General features: G+C 58.7%; 12 protein-coding genes. 7 read left to right on the forward strand and 5 right to left on the reverse strand.

Features of this window, described 5'->3' with window-relative positions:
• Positions 1–94 precede the first annotated feature (94 nt).
• Positions 95–1,654: an EAL domain-containing protein gene (locus tag B9Y90_RS18510; RefSeq protein WP_085542138.1), complete on the forward strand. Its 1,560-nt coding sequence runs from the start codon at positions 95–97 to the stop codon at positions 1,652–1,654.
• Here the strand turns inward: B9Y90_RS18510 and B9Y90_RS18515 are convergent, their stop codons facing one another.
• The 4 genes from B9Y90_RS18515 to norR form a co-directional block, all read right to left on the reverse strand.
• Positions 1,655–2,125, reverse strand: a complete 471-nt coding sequence (locus tag B9Y90_RS18515) for a 2TM domain-containing protein (RefSeq protein ID WP_039296016.1) — start codon at positions 2,123–2,125, stop codon at positions 1,655–1,657.
• Positions 2,126–2,229: 104 nt separating this feature from the next.
• Positions 2,230–2,988, reverse strand: a complete 759-nt coding sequence (locus B9Y90_RS18520; RefSeq protein ID WP_085542139.1) for a molybdate ABC transporter permease subunit — start codon at positions 2,986–2,988, stop codon at positions 2,230–2,232.
• Positions 2,985–3,917, reverse strand: coding sequence for an extracellular solute-binding protein (locus B9Y90_RS18525; protein WP_085542140.1), 933 nt, complete (start codon positions 3,915–3,917; stop codon positions 2,985–2,987). The genes B9Y90_RS18520 and B9Y90_RS18525 overlap by 4 nt, the downstream gene beginning before the upstream one ends.
• 95 nt (positions 3,918–4,012) lie before the next feature.
• Positions 4,013–5,554: a nitric oxide reductase transcriptional regulator NorR gene (norR, locus tag B9Y90_RS18530; protein ID WP_085542141.1), complete on the reverse strand. Its 1,542-nt coding sequence runs from the start codon at positions 5,552–5,554 to the stop codon at positions 4,013–4,015.
• 221 nt (positions 5,555–5,775) lie between these two features.
• On the opposite strand from norR, the gene norV reads away from it, so the two are divergent.
• Positions 5,776–7,227 (forward strand): anaerobic nitric oxide reductase flavorubredoxin, encoded by a 1,452-nt coding sequence (gene norV / locus B9Y90_RS18535; protein WP_085542142.1) that lies wholly within the window; start codon positions 5,776–5,778, stop codon positions 7,225–7,227.
• Positions 7,224–8,360, forward strand: coding sequence for an NADH:flavorubredoxin reductase NorW (norW, locus tag B9Y90_RS18540; RefSeq protein ID WP_085542143.1), 1,137 nt, complete (start codon positions 7,224–7,226; stop codon positions 8,358–8,360). The genes norV and norW overlap by 4 nt, the downstream gene beginning before the upstream one ends.
• 192 nt (positions 8,361–8,552) lie before the next feature.
• On the opposite strand, the gene B9Y90_RS18545 is transcribed toward norW, so the two are convergent.
• Positions 8,553–9,632 carry an oxidoreductase gene (locus B9Y90_RS18545; RefSeq protein WP_085542144.1) on the reverse strand — a complete coding sequence of 360 codons (1,080 nt, stop codon included), beginning with the start codon at positions 9,630–9,632 and terminating at the stop codon, positions 8,553–8,555.
• Between the two features lie 176 nt (positions 9,633–9,808).
• Between B9Y90_RS18545 and B9Y90_RS18555 the strand changes: the two genes are divergently transcribed.
• Genes B9Y90_RS18555 through B9Y90_RS18570 form a run of 4 tightly spaced genes read left to right on the forward strand, consistent with a single transcriptional unit; the run spans position 9,809 to position 14,649 of the window.
• Positions 9,809–11,314, forward strand: coding sequence for a sugar ABC transporter ATP-binding protein (locus B9Y90_RS18555; RefSeq protein WP_085542146.1), 1,506 nt, complete (start codon positions 9,809–9,811; stop codon positions 11,312–11,314).
• Entirely contained in the window at positions 11,311–12,306 is a 996-nt protein-coding gene (locus tag B9Y90_RS18560; RefSeq protein ID WP_085542147.1) for an ABC transporter permease, read from the forward strand. Before B9Y90_RS18555 ends, B9Y90_RS18560 begins: the two co-directional genes overlap by 4 nt.
• 28 nt (positions 12,307–12,334) lie before the next feature.
• On the forward strand, positions 12,335–13,399 hold the full coding sequence (locus B9Y90_RS18565; RefSeq protein WP_085542148.1) for a sugar ABC transporter substrate-binding protein: 1,065 nt from the start codon (positions 12,335–12,337) through the stop codon (positions 13,397–13,399).
• A gap of 11 nt (positions 13,400–13,410) precedes the next feature.
• Complete coding sequence (locus B9Y90_RS18570; RefSeq protein WP_085542149.1) at positions 13,411–14,649, forward strand: LVIVD repeat-containing protein; 1,239 nt, start codon at positions 13,411–13,413, stop codon at positions 14,647–14,649.
• Positions 14,650–14,795 lie beyond the last annotated feature (146 nt).

The following is a 14,795-nucleotide window of genomic DNA, read 5'->3' on the forward strand; positions in this document are numbered from 1 at the left end:
ACCTTTGCGCTGAAACATAACATTCCTGCGCCCGGTGAACTATGCTGGCAGGTAAATTCCCCCAAACGTTGCCCCCTTACGCCGGAACCCATTTATGACAAGCAAAAAAATGGTCAGTCTCGTCAATGGCGTGCTGATTGTGGCCGTGCTGCTGCCGGTCTTGCTTAGCATCTATCTGGCGCATAACAAAGCTGAGAAAACCTTCCACAGCGAGCTGGAAAATTACGCAGACCGCGCGCTGCTGCGCAGCGACAGAGTGATCAACCAGGCCACCGCGGCGCTCACGCAGATCAACAGCTTCAGCGGCCAGTATTGCTCCCGCAGCCACCTGGATGCGATGCGCCGCGTCGCTTTCAATTATCGTTACATCCAGGAAGTGGTCTATATCGTCAACAACCGTACCGTTTGCTCATCGCTTGAAGCAACCCACGACGGCGCGAAGCTGGGCCCGCCCGACACCAGCGGCACCAAAGGCTTCTTCGCCTGGTACACCGACGTCACCGACCTGGGCTTCGAGCGCCCGATGATGTACATCGGTCAATTGCAGCATGTGGTGGTGATTGATCCGATTGCCTTTATTGATGTAATCCCGTTTGGCCATAATCCGGTTGACGTGGCGATGGTCGGCATGGAGCACTACCGGCTCATCGCCAGCAACGCCCCGTTGCCTAATCGCAGCTGGGAGAGTGAAATTGGTAAAGGCACGGAGGCGTATTCAGACGGGCAAAACGACTACGTGATCCGCCGCTCGTCAGAGCTCGGGCTGGCGATGATAGCCTGGGCGCCCAGCGCCCCGCTGCAAACGGCCTGGTATAAGCAAATGCTCCTCTGGCTGCCGATAGGCATTCTCTTTAGCCTGAGCGCCGGCTGGTTTATCACCCGCCTGCTGCGCCGCCTTGAATCTCCCCAGGCGCGCATTCAGGATGCGATTCGCGATCGGGAATTTACCCTCGAATATCAGCCGATTGTTGATTTAAAAACTGGCGAAGGCGTAGGGGCCGAAGCGTTAATCCGCTGGCGTTTGCCGGACGGGAGTTTTATCAGCCCGGACGTTTTTATCCCCATCGCCGAACAAGCCGGGCTTATCTCCCAGATAACCGAACTGGTGGTGAAAAAAACCTTCGCAGACCTCGGCGACTGGCTGCACGCCCACCCTCACTATCACGTTTCGATCAACCTCGCCCCTGCCGATGTGCTAAACGACAAGATTTTGCAGGTTATTAAGCCCCTGCTGTTGAAGTACCAAATCAAAGCGGAGCAGATAGCGCTGGAGATCACCGAACGCGGCTTCGCTAACCCGAAAGTCAGCGCCCCAATTGTGGCGAAATACCGCGAAGCGGGCCACCCAATCTACCTGGATGACTTTGGCACAGGCTACTCCAGCCTCAGCTACCTGCAGGATCTCGACGTCGATATCCTGAAAATAGACAAATCGTTCGTTGACGCGCTGGAGTACAAAAACGTCACGCCGTACATCATTGAAATGGCGAAAACGCTGCATCTGGCGACGCTGGCCGAAGGGATTGAAACGGCGGCGCAGGCGGCGTGGCTGCGGGAACACGGCGTCGCCTGGGGGCAGGGCTGGCTTTACAGCAAAGCCCTGCCAAAACAGGCTTTTATCGACTGGATTGCCCGCAACCGCATTGTGAACTGATCACTTCCGCAACAGCTGCTGGAGGCGCTGCTGCTGGCGTTTCTCCAGCCAGCCCTTCAGCAGGAACAGGCGCAGGCCACCCATCACCAGCAGCGCGCCCCAAATCAGCGTTGCCCACTGGAACCAGTAATGGCCCGGCGAAGTTAGCCAGTTAATAACGGCCAGACCGGTGCACACAATCGCCCACACCAATACCGAACGGTAGAAGCGATATTCGCGCGCCACCCGCCGTTTAGCTTCGAGAATGCGGGTATTCAGCGCATCCTCTGGTTCACCGTCTGGCTCATTGTCATCGTACAAATCCGTCACATTGAGATCGAACGCCGCCGCGATCGCGCTCATGGTTTCCAGGCTCGCCTGGCCGCCATTTTCAATACGCTGAATAGTTCTGACGCTCAGGGAAGAGAGTTCGGCCAGCTGCTCCTGGGACCAGGCGCGGGACAAACGCAACGCTTTAATGTTGTTACTCATGGCTGGAGATCCTCAAATGATTTAACCCGCCCTGACTATGGCTCAGCCCGCGCCACTTCAACACGACAGCGACATGACATCAACCCGACAGCAACCTGACAGCCCTAATGCGCCGCTTTTCGCCGGGCAAAAGCAAAGCAGATGATCGGCAGAGGCAAAGTGAACAGCAGCAGCAGCCATACCAAAGTATAAACCGCATCCACGCCGTCGTTTTGCAGATTGGTATACAGCTTGACGGGGATCCCCTGAGGAAAATAAGCGAAAATCATCACAATGCCAAATTCGCCGATGGCCCGAACCCAGGCCACGGCAAGCGCCGACGCAAGCCCCGGGGCGGACATCGGCAAACCAAGGCGCAGGAAGCGCTGCCAGGGCGAGGCCCCGAGCGTGCGCCCGGCTTCAAGGATCTCTTTCGGCACCGCGGCAAATGCGGAACGGGCGGCGGTAATAAAGTAAGGCAGCGCGCCGTAAACCTGAGCCAGCACAAACGCCCCGGGGTTATTCACCAGCGTTAGCCCGAAGCGGGACAGCCACTCCCCCGCCAGGCTATACGGCCCCCAGGCGGAAATCAGCAAAATCCCCATCGCCAGCGGCGGCGTAAGCAGGGGAAGCAACACCAGTATCTCAACCAGCAGCCGACGCCTTCCTTTGGCCCAGGCCAGCCACCAGGCCACCGGCAACCCCAGCGCGACAACAATCATCAGCGCCAGGCCGCCCAGCCCAAGGGAAACGGCAATCGCGCCACCGTCTCCCCAGGCCAAATGAAACCCGTGCCACGGCGTGACGCCCAGCAAAGTCGCAAACGGAATCGCCAGCAGGAGCAGTGCCGGGAGCGAGAGCCACAGCGCCGGGCTACGCATCATTGAGCGTAGATCGCCTTGCCTTTAGGTGCCGCATAACCATTCGCTTTGAACAGCTTCTGGCCTTCGGGGCTGCGCATAAAGTCGATAAACTTCTGCCCCTGCTGCACGCCGTTAGGGGCGTTTTTCAGCACGGCAGCGTAATAGACCAGCGGCTGGGTGTGCAGCACCTGATCTTTCCCGGCGCTGTCCTTGATGGTGAAGCTCACGGTGTCGTACCACTGTTTGGCTTCATCAGGGTTGCTGAGGTTGATCTCATCCGGCAGCGCGATGTACGGCAGTTTGGCGGAAATCACTTCGCTTTCATACCCGGCGGCGGCGTCAACCTGCCCGCTCTCGAGCCGCGTCAACAGGCCCCCTTCCAGGCTAACCTGGGCTGGGTTTTGTACTTCCCCCATCACCTGCTTCGCCACGCCCGGCTGCTGGTAATATTTTTCCGCCAGCAGCAGCGTAAAGACAATATTCTGCCCTTTAGGATCGTTATACGGATCGGTACGGCCAAACTTCAGCCCCGGCGTCGCCAGCACTTTCAGCCAGCTGGCATCTTTCCCGCTCGCGGCGGCAAACTGCGGGGCGTATTTCCCTTTCGGGCTATAAGCGATAACCATGCTGGTGATGGCCACCGGCACGGCATCGTCAATCAGTCCGGCATCTTTCAGAATTTGCATAGAGCCAGGGGTAATAGAGACAAACACATCGGCGGTAATTTTCTTGCTGGCGAGCAGCCGCGCCATTCCGTAAGCACCCTGCCCCTGTCCCTGGTAATCACCGTGGTTTGCTTTGGCAAAGGCCGGGCCGAGGGACTGGTCCATTACCTTGCCCATCGAACCTGCATAGGTGACGCGAATATCGGATGAAGCCAGCGCCTGGGCGCTGAAAAGAAGTGAGCAAAGCGCCAGGGCGCCCGCGCTGCGTGCTGAAGTCAAAGCCATAGCATCCTCGTTATATATAAAAATACACAGCGATTATCCGCGCCGCTTCGCCGCTAAACAACGAGTTTGTATGATGAATTTATCTGCGGTTGAAGTTAAGAGGTACTCCCTCGCGGTGACTTCACCCCCAGCCGCTTCGCCAGCCGGTGAAAGTTGGCCACGTCGACGCCGAGCTGCCGGGCGCTGGCCGCCCAGTTATTGCCATTGCGGGCAAGCGCTTCAATAACCCGGCCGCGCTGAAACTCATCGGTCGCTTCCCGCAGGCTGACAAAAGGGGTTTCTACAGGCGAAGTTTCTGGCTCGTGGGCTACCACATCCCGCTGGCCAGAAAGCTGGAAATGCTGAGGCTGAAGCACAAGCTCGCCCTGCGGATAACCGGCACGAGCCAGTACAATCGCGCGATAAATGGCGTGTTCCAGCTCGCGAATATTCCCCGGCCAGCCATACTGCGCCAGAAGTATCCGAGCCGATTCGCTAAGCACAACCTGTTTCAGGCCCATCTTCACGCGGCTTTGCTCGCAGAAAAAACCGGCCAGCAGCGCAATGTCCTCTCCCCGCTCGCGCAGCGGCGGAACCTGCAGCGGAAAGACGCTCAGGCGGTGAAACAGGTCGGCGCGGAATTCACCGGCCAGCACCTGTTGGCGCAGATCGCGGTTAGTCGCGGCCAGTACCCGCACATCCACACGCTGGCTGCGGTCGTCCCCCACTCGTTGTATATCGCCGTACTGCAGCACGCGCAGCAGCTTGGCCTGCAGCGCCAGCGGTAATTCACCGATTTCATCGAGAAACAGCGTGCCGTTATCCGCCATTTCAAACTTGCCGGTGCGGTGATGAATCGCCCCGGTAAAAGCTCCTTTCACATGGCCGAACAGTTCACTCTCCGCCACGCTTTCCGGCAGCGCGGCACAGTTTAGGTAAACCAGCGGACTTGCCGCCCTGGCCGATCCAGCGTGAATCGCGCGCGCCACCAGCTCTTTCCCCACGCCCGTCTCGCCGGTAATCAGCACGTTCAGATCGGAACTGGCAACAATCTCGATCTCTTTTTTCAGCTGAATGATGCCAGTTGAGCGGCCAATCATCTCCCCGGCTGCTTCACGTGCAATAGCGGGCTGCACCATACCTTCCGGCGTTTGCTTTTCAAGCTGTTCCAGCAGTAAAGCATTGTTCAGCGCCCCGGACGCCAGCACGCCAATCAGCCTGAGTTCTTCATCGCTGAAGCTGTCGAACTGATAAGGATCCATGCCGTCCACGGTCAGCGCGCCGATAAGCGTCTGATCAGCAAACAATGGCAGCCCCAGACAGGCGTGAACCTTGAGTTCTTCATGGTCTGGAATCAGGCCGTCATACGGATCGGGCAGTTCGCTGTCGGCCGGGAAACGTACCACGTCTCCTGCGCGGGCAATGGCCTCCAGCCGCGGATGGGCGTCCACGGCAAAGCGCCGCCCCAGCACGTCGATGGCAAGGCCATCTATCGCCAACGGATAGAAATGTCGCGACTCGTAGCGCAGCAGCGCCGTGGCATCGCCACCTAGCAGCGTCCTCAGGGTTCGGATAACGCGGGTAAAGCGATCGGAATGGCTGATGCCGCTCTGCAGTTCGATTGCAATGGCGGCGAGAGAAGACATCGACAGGCTCATGGGGAGGCTCCGGAAACGCGGGGCGTTCAGCTTACGCCTGAGTAGTCAAAATGACAAACACCAGAGTCATTATGACTAAAAAAAACAATGTCATTATGACAACACCACAACCCCCACAAAACAACAAAACATTAAAAATCAAAGCATTAAAAAACTGGCACGATACTCGCAATAACACACTCATTGAAGCACTTAACGCTATGACATCAATGAGGTTCTCAATGGCTATTCAGGTTAAAAACAACATTCAGTGGGTTGGGCAACGTGACTGGGAAGTGCGTGATTTTCACGGCACGGAATATAAAACGCTGCGCGGCAGCAGCTACAACAGCTACCTCATTCGCGAAGAAAAAACTGTCCTGATCGACACCGTCGACCACAAGTTCAGCCGCGAGTTTGTGCAAAACCTTGAGCGTGAAATCGACCTTAACACGCTCGACTACATCATTATCAACCACGCGGAAGAAGACCATGCGGGGGCGCTGACCGAGCTGATGTCACGCATCCCGCACACACCAATCTACTGCACCGCCAACGGCATCGACTCCATTAATGGCCATCACCATCACCCGGAGTGGAACTTTAAGGTAGTGAAAACCGGCGACAGCCTGGACATCGGCAATGGCAAACAGCTGATCTTCGTTGAAACGCCGATGCTGCACTGGCCGGACAGCATGATGACCTACTTGACCGGCGATGCGGTGCTGTTCAGCAACGACGCCTTCGGCCAGCATTACTGCGATGAACACCTGTTTAACGACGAAGTGGATCAGACTGAGCTGTTCGAACAGTGCCAGCGCTACTACGCCAACATCCTGACGCCGTTCAGCCGCCTGGTAACGCCAAAAATCACCGAAATCCTCGGCTTCAACCTGCCGGTGGAGATGATTGCCACCTCCCACGGCGTGGTCTGGCGCGACAACCCAACGCAAATCGTTGAGCTGTACCTGAAATGGGCGGCCGATTACCAGGAAGACCGCATCACGCTGTTCTACGACACCATGTCGAACAATACCCGCATGATGGCGGACGCCATTGCCCAGGGCATTCACGAAGTTGACCCGCGCGTGGCGGTGAAAATCTTCAACGTGGCCCGCAGCGATAAAAACGAAATTTTGACCAACGTGTTCCGCTCCAAAGGCGTGCTGGTCGGCACCTCCACCATGAACAACGTGATGATGCCGAAAATCGCCGGGCTGGTGGAAGAGATCACCGGGCTGCGCTTTCGCAACAAACGCGCCAGCGCCTTCGGCTCCCACGGCTGGAGCGGCGGCGCGGTCGATCGTCTTTCCACCCGCCTGCAGGACGCGGGGTTTGAAATGTCCCTCAGCCTGAAGGCGAAATGGCGCCCGGACGGCAACGCACTGGAGCTTTGCCGCGAGCATGGCCGCGAAATCGCCCGCCAGTGGGCGCTTTCCCCGCTGCCGGTGGCTCAGGCTGCAATCACCGCCGATTCGATAGCCGAAGAAGCAAAAGCAGAATCCACCGGCGCCGACCTCGGCCCCTGCATGCAGTGCAGCGTTTGCCAGTGGATTTACGATCCGACCCAGGGTGAACCAATGCAGGCCGTTGAGCCAGGCACGCCGTGGAGCGAAGTGCCTGACAGTTTCCTGTGCCCTGAATGTTCGCTGGGCAAAGATGTCTTCGACGAACTGGCAACGGAGGCCAAATGAACAATGGCATTGTGATAGTCGGCTCGGGCTTTGCCGCCCGCCAGTTGGTGAAAAATATTCGCAAACACAGCGCAGAGGTGCCCATCCGGCTGATTGCCGCCGACAGCGCCGACGAGTACAACAAACCGGACCTGAGCCACGTCATCAGTTTAAATCAGGGAGCCGAAGCGATGACCCGCCAGCAGGCTGGCGCGTTTGCGGAGCAGTTCAACCTGACCCTGCACGCCAATAGCTGGGTCAGCAGCCTCGACCCCAAAAACAAACTGGTCAACTGCGGCGAACGACAATGGCACTACGACAAACTGGTGCTGGCGACCGGCTCTTCCGCCCTGTTGCCGCCCGTTGCCGGCAAAGAGCTGATGACGACGCTCAACAGCCAGCAGGAATATCAGGCCTGCGAAGCCCGGCTGCGTGACGCCCGGCGGGTGATGATCCTCGGCGGAGGGCTGATCGGCAGCGAGCTGGCGATGGACTTCTGCCGCGCGGGCAAAGAAGTTGTGCTGGTGGATAACGCCAGCCACCTGATGGCATCGCTGCTTCCGGCAGAGGTTAGCGGCCGCCTGCAGTCCCGCCTGAACGAGATGGGCGTCGAGCTGCTGTTCAACCAGCGTCTGGAAGCGGTGAGCCAGATGGAGTCAGGGCTGTGCGCCACGCTCAACAACGGACGTAAGCTGCAAGTCGATGCGGTAGTCTCTGCCATCGGCCTGCGCCCGAACGTTGGGCTGGCGCAGCATGCAGGGCTTGAGGTTAACCGGGGCATCAAGGTGAACAGCCAGTTGCAAACGTCTGACCCGGATATTTATGCCCTCGGCGACTGCGCAGAAATAGACGGTAAAGTGCTGCCGTTCCTGCAGCCGATTCAGCTCAGCGCCATGACGCTGGCAAAAAACCTGCTCGGTGCGAGTGACACGCTTTCCCTTCCGGCGATGCTGGTCAAGGTGAAAACGCCGGAGATGCCGCTGCACCTGGCCGGAGAAACCCAGCGCCGCGACCTGATCTGGCAGATTACGGCCAGTCCGCAAGGGCTGATTGCCAAAGGGATGGACGCCGAGCAGCAGCTAAGGGCGTTTATCGTCAGCGAGGATCATATGAAGCAGGCGTTTAGTTTAGTGCGGGAGCTGCAGTTAGGCTGAAGGAAAATGAGCGCAGGGAGCCATTTTTCCCCTCACCCCGGCCCTCTCCCCAGGGGGGCTAGGGAGAAAAAATGACATGCAATCCTGTTTTTCCCCTCTTCCCTGTGGGGCGGGGAGAAAACAACAGAGCTGAACAGTCGGTAATCTATCCCCTCTCCCCTATGGGGAGAGGGTTAGGGTGAGGGGCAAACCTTACAACGCCTCAACCTTCTCAAGCGCCGCCAGCAAACTCTCCGGCGACAGCGCCACCGGCAGCGCATGAATCGACTCCCCGGCCTGTAAAGTACGAGCAATCACTTTATCCAGGTCGGCACGATGATGGATATCCACATCCAGTTGCGACAGTTTGGTTGGCAGGTTGAAACGCTTATAGGCCTGCGTCAGCTGCGCCAGAACATCGTCCTGCCCTAGCAGTGCGCTCTGCACCAGAATCCCGTAGGCCACTTTCGTGCCGTGGAGGAAGCGGTCGGTTTGCGCCAGCGTCGTCAGGCCGTTATGCACGGCATGCGCGGCGGCAACGCGAGTGTAACGTTCGCCCAGGCCGCCCACCATCCCGCCCCCGGCAATAATCGCCTCGACCACATCCAGAAACGCCTGGCTTAACTTGCCCTGCCGCTGATCTTCCAGCGCCTGCTCGCTGCTCTCCAGCAAAACATCGCGGATTGCCAGCGCCGCCCCAATGCCGAGGCGCACGGTCAGCGGCAGATTTTCCGGCTGCGGGCTAAGTACCACCGCTTCGTACCACTTCGCCAGCGTGTCGCCGATCCCGGCCAGCAGATATTCCTGCGGCGCACGCAGGATAATTTCCGGCTCCACCAGCACCAGGTGATTTGCATCGTTGAAAATCTCGAAGCGCAACGCCTGCCCGGCGTCGTTGTACCACACGGACAGCGGCGTCCAGGCTGCGCAAGTTGCCGCGATGGTCGGGATCGCCACCACTGGCGCATTCAGCCGACGCGCGACCACTTTGACCGTATCCAGCAGCGCCCCGCCGCCGATACCGATCACTACCTGTCGTTCACCCGACTCCGCTACCAGCCTCTGCACGTCGGTTTCGCTGCAGTGCCCGCCAAACTGAATATGCTTCGCACCGGGCAACCCAAAAGCCTCCGGCAGGAAGGGCCGGGCCGCCTCAAACGCGCGCTCACCGTAGATCCAGACCGCGTTATTCAGCTGATCTTCGCTGTAAAACTCAGTCAGGCGGGCAAGGCTGCCGGGGTGTGAATAGTAATTCGCGGGGCCGGTAACCACGCGGATAGCGGTGCTGGTCATGATGCATTTCCTTTTCTTCGCTGGCGGGATATATTCTATGCCGATGATATGTCCAGACATCTGGACGGCTAATATCATTTTGCTTTATCTTATGTCTTTTCGTTCATTGCCCGCAACCCAGAAGGCCGTTAAAAATTCGACAGATCAATTCATTAAACCCGGAAGCCACCGCCGCTATGACCACGCTTAACCGCCTTGAGATGCGAGAAATCTCTATCGCCTTCGCGGGCTTTAACGCGCTGAGCCAGGTGAATTTCCGGCTGGATGGCGGCTCGGTACATGCTTTAACAGGCGCAAACGGCGCGGGTAAATCCACGCTGATGGCGGTGCTTTCCGGCGCGCACGATCATTACCAGGGCGAAGTGCTGATCGACGGTGAAACTGTGACGATCCGTAGCCCGCGTGACGCCAAACTGCTGGGGATCCATCTGGTGCAGCAGGAAGTGGACGTTGCCCTGGTGCCGGGCCTCAGCGTGGCGGAAAACATCATGCTCGATAAGCTGGCCGAAACGGGGCATGTCTACCGCTGGTCGAAAATTTACCGGCAGGCTCGCGAAGCGCTGGCGCAGCTCGACGTGGAGATCGACGTCAAAAAACGCATTGAGCAATGCACCCTGGCGGAAAAACAGCAAATCCTGCTGGCGCGGGCGCTCTCACATCATTGCCGTTTTCTGATCCTCGACGAACCCACCGCCCCGCTGGACAGCCAGGAAAGTGAACATCTTTTCCGCGTCGTGCAGCGGCTACAAAGTAGCGGCATTGGCGTGGTGTTTATCTCTCACCGCATCCACGAGCTGAAAGCCATTTGCGACCAGATGACGGTGCTGCGCGACGGCAAGCTGGTGGACAGCGGCCCGATGGGGCATCTCAGCGGCGAAGAGATTGTCGAAAAAATGCTGGGCCACCAGTTGGACGATATTTACCCCCCTCACCGCCCGCCGGTTGAGGGCGACACGCTGCTGGCGGTGGAAGGTCTGCATGACGATGCGCTGCTGCGCGACATCTCGTTGCGCCTGCGCAAAGGCGAAATTCTGGGCATTGCGGGCCTCGCCGGGGCGGGAAAAACCGAGCTTTGCAAAGCGCTGTTCGGCGCCACCCGCAGCACGCTTGAGCGCGGCGAACTGAAAGGCAAGGCCTGGCGCCCGACCGACCCGGCGGACTCCGTCACACGCGGCGTTGTGCTGGTGCCGGAAGAGCGCCGCAAAGAAGGCATTTTTATCGACGAGTCGGTCACCATGAACCTCGCCGTCAGCGCAGACAGCCAGTTTACCCACTGGGGGCTGTTCGACTACCGCAAAGCCAGGCGCTGGGCGGAGGAGACCATCCAGCAGTTGGGCATTCGCACCAGCGGCCCGGCGCAAACGCTGCGCCGCCTGTCCGGCGGCAATCAGCAAAAAGTGGCCATCGGCAAATGGCTGCGCAACGAAGCCGACGTGCTGATTTTTGACGAGCCGACCAAAGGCGTGGACATCAAAGCCAAAACCGACCTCTTCGTGCTGATTGACCAACTGGCTCGCCGTGGCAAAGGGGTGATTTACGCCTCGGGCGAATTTGCAGAGCTGGTCGGGCTGTGCGACCGCATTTGCGTGCTGTGGGACGGGCGCATTGTCGCTGAACTGGACGGCCACCAGGCCACTGAAGAAACCTTATTACTCTACTCCACCGGAGGAACCCCCGCGTGAGCAAAGCATTATCCCTTAAGGCCAGCGCGTCCGGCCGCCAGCAGTTTTTTGACTTTCTCTACAAATGGGGGATGTTGCTCACCGTGGTGGCCCTGGTGGCACTGTTCGGCATCGCGTCCGACAGCTTCCTTGAGCCGAACAACATCATCAATATTCTGCGATCCATCGCCATCGTGACGGTAATTGCCATCGGCGTGTCTATCTCTCTCACCGTGGGCGGATTTGATTTGTCCGTCGGCTCGACCGCCTCGCTGGCAAACGCGCTGGTGATTTCGCTGTTCGTCTGGCACGGCTTCGGCACCACCGAATCGATTCTTATCACCCTGGTGCTGTGCACGCTGGTCGGGCTGTTCAATGCCTTTCTGATCGTGGTGCTCAAAATTCCCGACATGCTCGCTACGCTGGCCAGCCTGTTTGTAATTCAGGGCGTGGCTATGACCTACAGCTATGGCGGCTCGATCACCGAAAACATGGTGCTGCCGAGCGGCGACATGGCCGAAGGGACGATTCCGGCCGCCTTTGGCCTGCTCGGGCAGGTGCCGACCATCGTTATTATCATGCTGGTGGTCACGCTGGTTGCCCAGCTCGCGCTCTCTCTGACCAAACATGGCCGCCGGATGTACGCCATCGGCGGTAACCCGGAGGCGGCTCGCCTGTCCGGCATTCGCACTACCCGTTACCGCGTGGCGGCCTACGTGCTGGCCTCGCTGCTGGCAGGTTTGGGCGGCATCCTACTGGCCTCACGCATCGGATCTTCACAGGTTAACGCCGGCGGCGGCTACCTGATGGATGCCGTGGCTGCCGCCTGGATTGGTTTCTCTCTGGCAGGGTCCGGTAAACCTAACGCGCTCGGCACGCTGGTAGGCGCGGTCATTCTGGGCGTGCTGCAAAACGGGCTGGTGATGCTCTCCGTACCCTATTACGCGATGGACATTATTAAAGGCCTGGTGCTGGCCGCCGCGCTGGCGATTACTTACATACAACGACGCTAAAACAACAACTTCACACAGGGTAACGACCATGAAAAAACTGACTACTTCACTGCTGGCGCTTAGCCTGCTTGCCGCTCTGCCGGGCCACGCCGCCACACCATCACCGGTGCCGGAAAAAATCGCCGCCCACGACGGCCCAATCCGCATCGCCGTGATCCGCAACCTGGGCTCCGACGACAACACCACGCAGTTTGTCGCCGGTGCGGTACAGCAGGCCAAAAAGCTGGGCTTTAAGGTCAGCACATTCCTGAGCAACGGCGACGACGCCCGCTTCCAGGACTTTGTGAACCAGGCGATCAGCCAGAAGTATGACGGGATTATTCTTTCTCAGGGGCGCGATCCTTACTCCACCGAACTGGTGAAAAAAGCCGTGGCCGCAGGCATTGCGGTGTCGGTGTTTGATACCGCCGTAAACGGCACCATTCCCGGCGTGACCGTCACCCAGCAGGACGACGCCTCGCTGACCAGCCTCTCCTTCGGCCAACTGGTCAAAGACTTCAACGGCAAAGCCAACATTATCAAGCTGTGGGTGGCCGGTTTCCCACCGATGGAACGCCGCCAGGCCGCCTATCAGGAACTGCTGAAGGCCAATCCGGGGATTAAAGAGCTGGAGTCCATCGGCGCGGTTTCTTCCGACGTGCAGGGCGACACCGCCAACAAAGTGGGCGCGGTGCTGGCGAAGTACCCGAAAGGCAAAATCGACGCCATCTGGGGCACCTGGGACGCCTTCAGCCAGGGCGCCTATAAAGCGCTACAGGAAAACGGCCGTACCGAAATTAAGCTCTACAGCATCGACGTTTCCAACCAGGACATTCAACTGATGCGCGAAGCCAACAGCCCGTGGAAAGTCAGCGTGGCGGTCGATCCGAAGCTGATCGGTGCCACAAACGTGCGCCTGGTGGCCTACAAGATCGCCGGGGAACAAACGCCTGCGACCTATGACTTTAAAGCGGCGGCCATTCCTCAGGCGCTGCTGGCCAGCCAGCCTGGCCCGGTCAACGTTGCCTCACTGGGTAAAATCATTCCAGGCTGGGGCCAGACCGACGACTTTATCGCGCCGTGGTTCGCCACGCTCGAAGCGAAAAATAAATAAGGAGCCGCGCAATGGCACTGCCACAACCCGAATACAGCCGCAATATGCGGCTGATCGGCCATAGCGATCAGGGGGGAAAACCGGACGGCGTGCAGTTGATGGTGCACCGGGGCTATGCGTATATCGGCCATATGGTGTCGCAGGGCTTTTCGATTGTTGATGTCCGCGATCCTAAAAATCCGAAAGCGGCGGGCTTCGTGCCCGCGCCGCCGGGTACCTGGAATATTCACCTGCAGGCGCACGACGATCTGCTGCTGGTGATTAACGCCCGGGATCTGTTCGCCGACGTGCGTTTCGCCGATGAGAAGGTTTACTACACCAAATCGGTTGGCGAAACGGTCCGCGACGTGCAGGACAAAGGCTGGAGCGCCGGGTTACGCATTTTCGATATCTCCACGCCGGACAAGCCCAAAGAAATCAGCTTTCTGTCACTGAGTGGTATCGGCATCCACCGCTGCTGGTACGTGGGCGGCCGCTGGGCCTATGTATCCGCACTGATCGATGGGTTTAGCGATTATATCTTCCTGACTATCGACCTCGCCGACCCGCGCAATCCGCAGGTGGCAGGTAACTGGTGGCTGCCGGGCATGAACACCGCCGCAGGCGAGCAGCCTACCTGGCCGGAAGGCAAACGCTATGCGCTACACCACGCGATTATCAGCGGCGACACGGCGTATGCCAGCTGGCGCGACGGCGGCCTGACGCTGCTGGACGTTTCCAACCGTGCACAGCCGCAGCTCATCAGCCACCGCAACTGGAGCCCGCCGTTTGGCGGAGGCACCCATACGGCGCTGCCGCTACCAAATCGCGATCTGTTGGTGGTGCTTGACGAAGCGGTGCTGGACAATCAGGAGGACGGCGAGAAGCTGATTTGGCTGTTCGATATTCGCGACCCGTCAAACCCGGTCAGTATCTCCACCTTCCCACAGCCGGATGAGATTGATTATGTGGCGAAAGGCGCGCACTTCGGCCCGCATAACCTGCACGAGAACCGCCCCGGCAGTTTTATCAGCGATACGCTGATTTTCGCGACGTATCAGAATGCTGGCGTGCGAGCCTACGATATTTCGAACCCGTACCGCCCGGTAGAAACGGGGGCGCTGGTACCTGCCGCCCCGGAAAAAATGATGGATACTCGCCCTGGCCGCCCGCAGGTGATCCAGTCCTGTGATGTATTTGTCGACGCTCAGGGGATTGTGTACAGCACGGATTATAACGGCGGGTTGTCGATTATTGAGTATTTGGGGTAGTTGGCCCCTCACCCCGGCCCTCTCCCCACAGGGGAGAAGGATAAAACATTCTTTATCCCCTTGTATGTTTAAAGTCACTTCAGTTACCCGCCGTCAGGCGGGTACACTGTCAAAGCGTTTGACCTGATGCCACAGCCCGTTTCCCC

The organism is Cedecea sp. NFIX57 (assembly GCF_900177785.1).
In the GTDB taxonomy this organism is placed as follows: Bacteria; Pseudomonadota; Gammaproteobacteria; order Enterobacterales; family Enterobacteriaceae; genus Cedecea; species Cedecea neteri_C.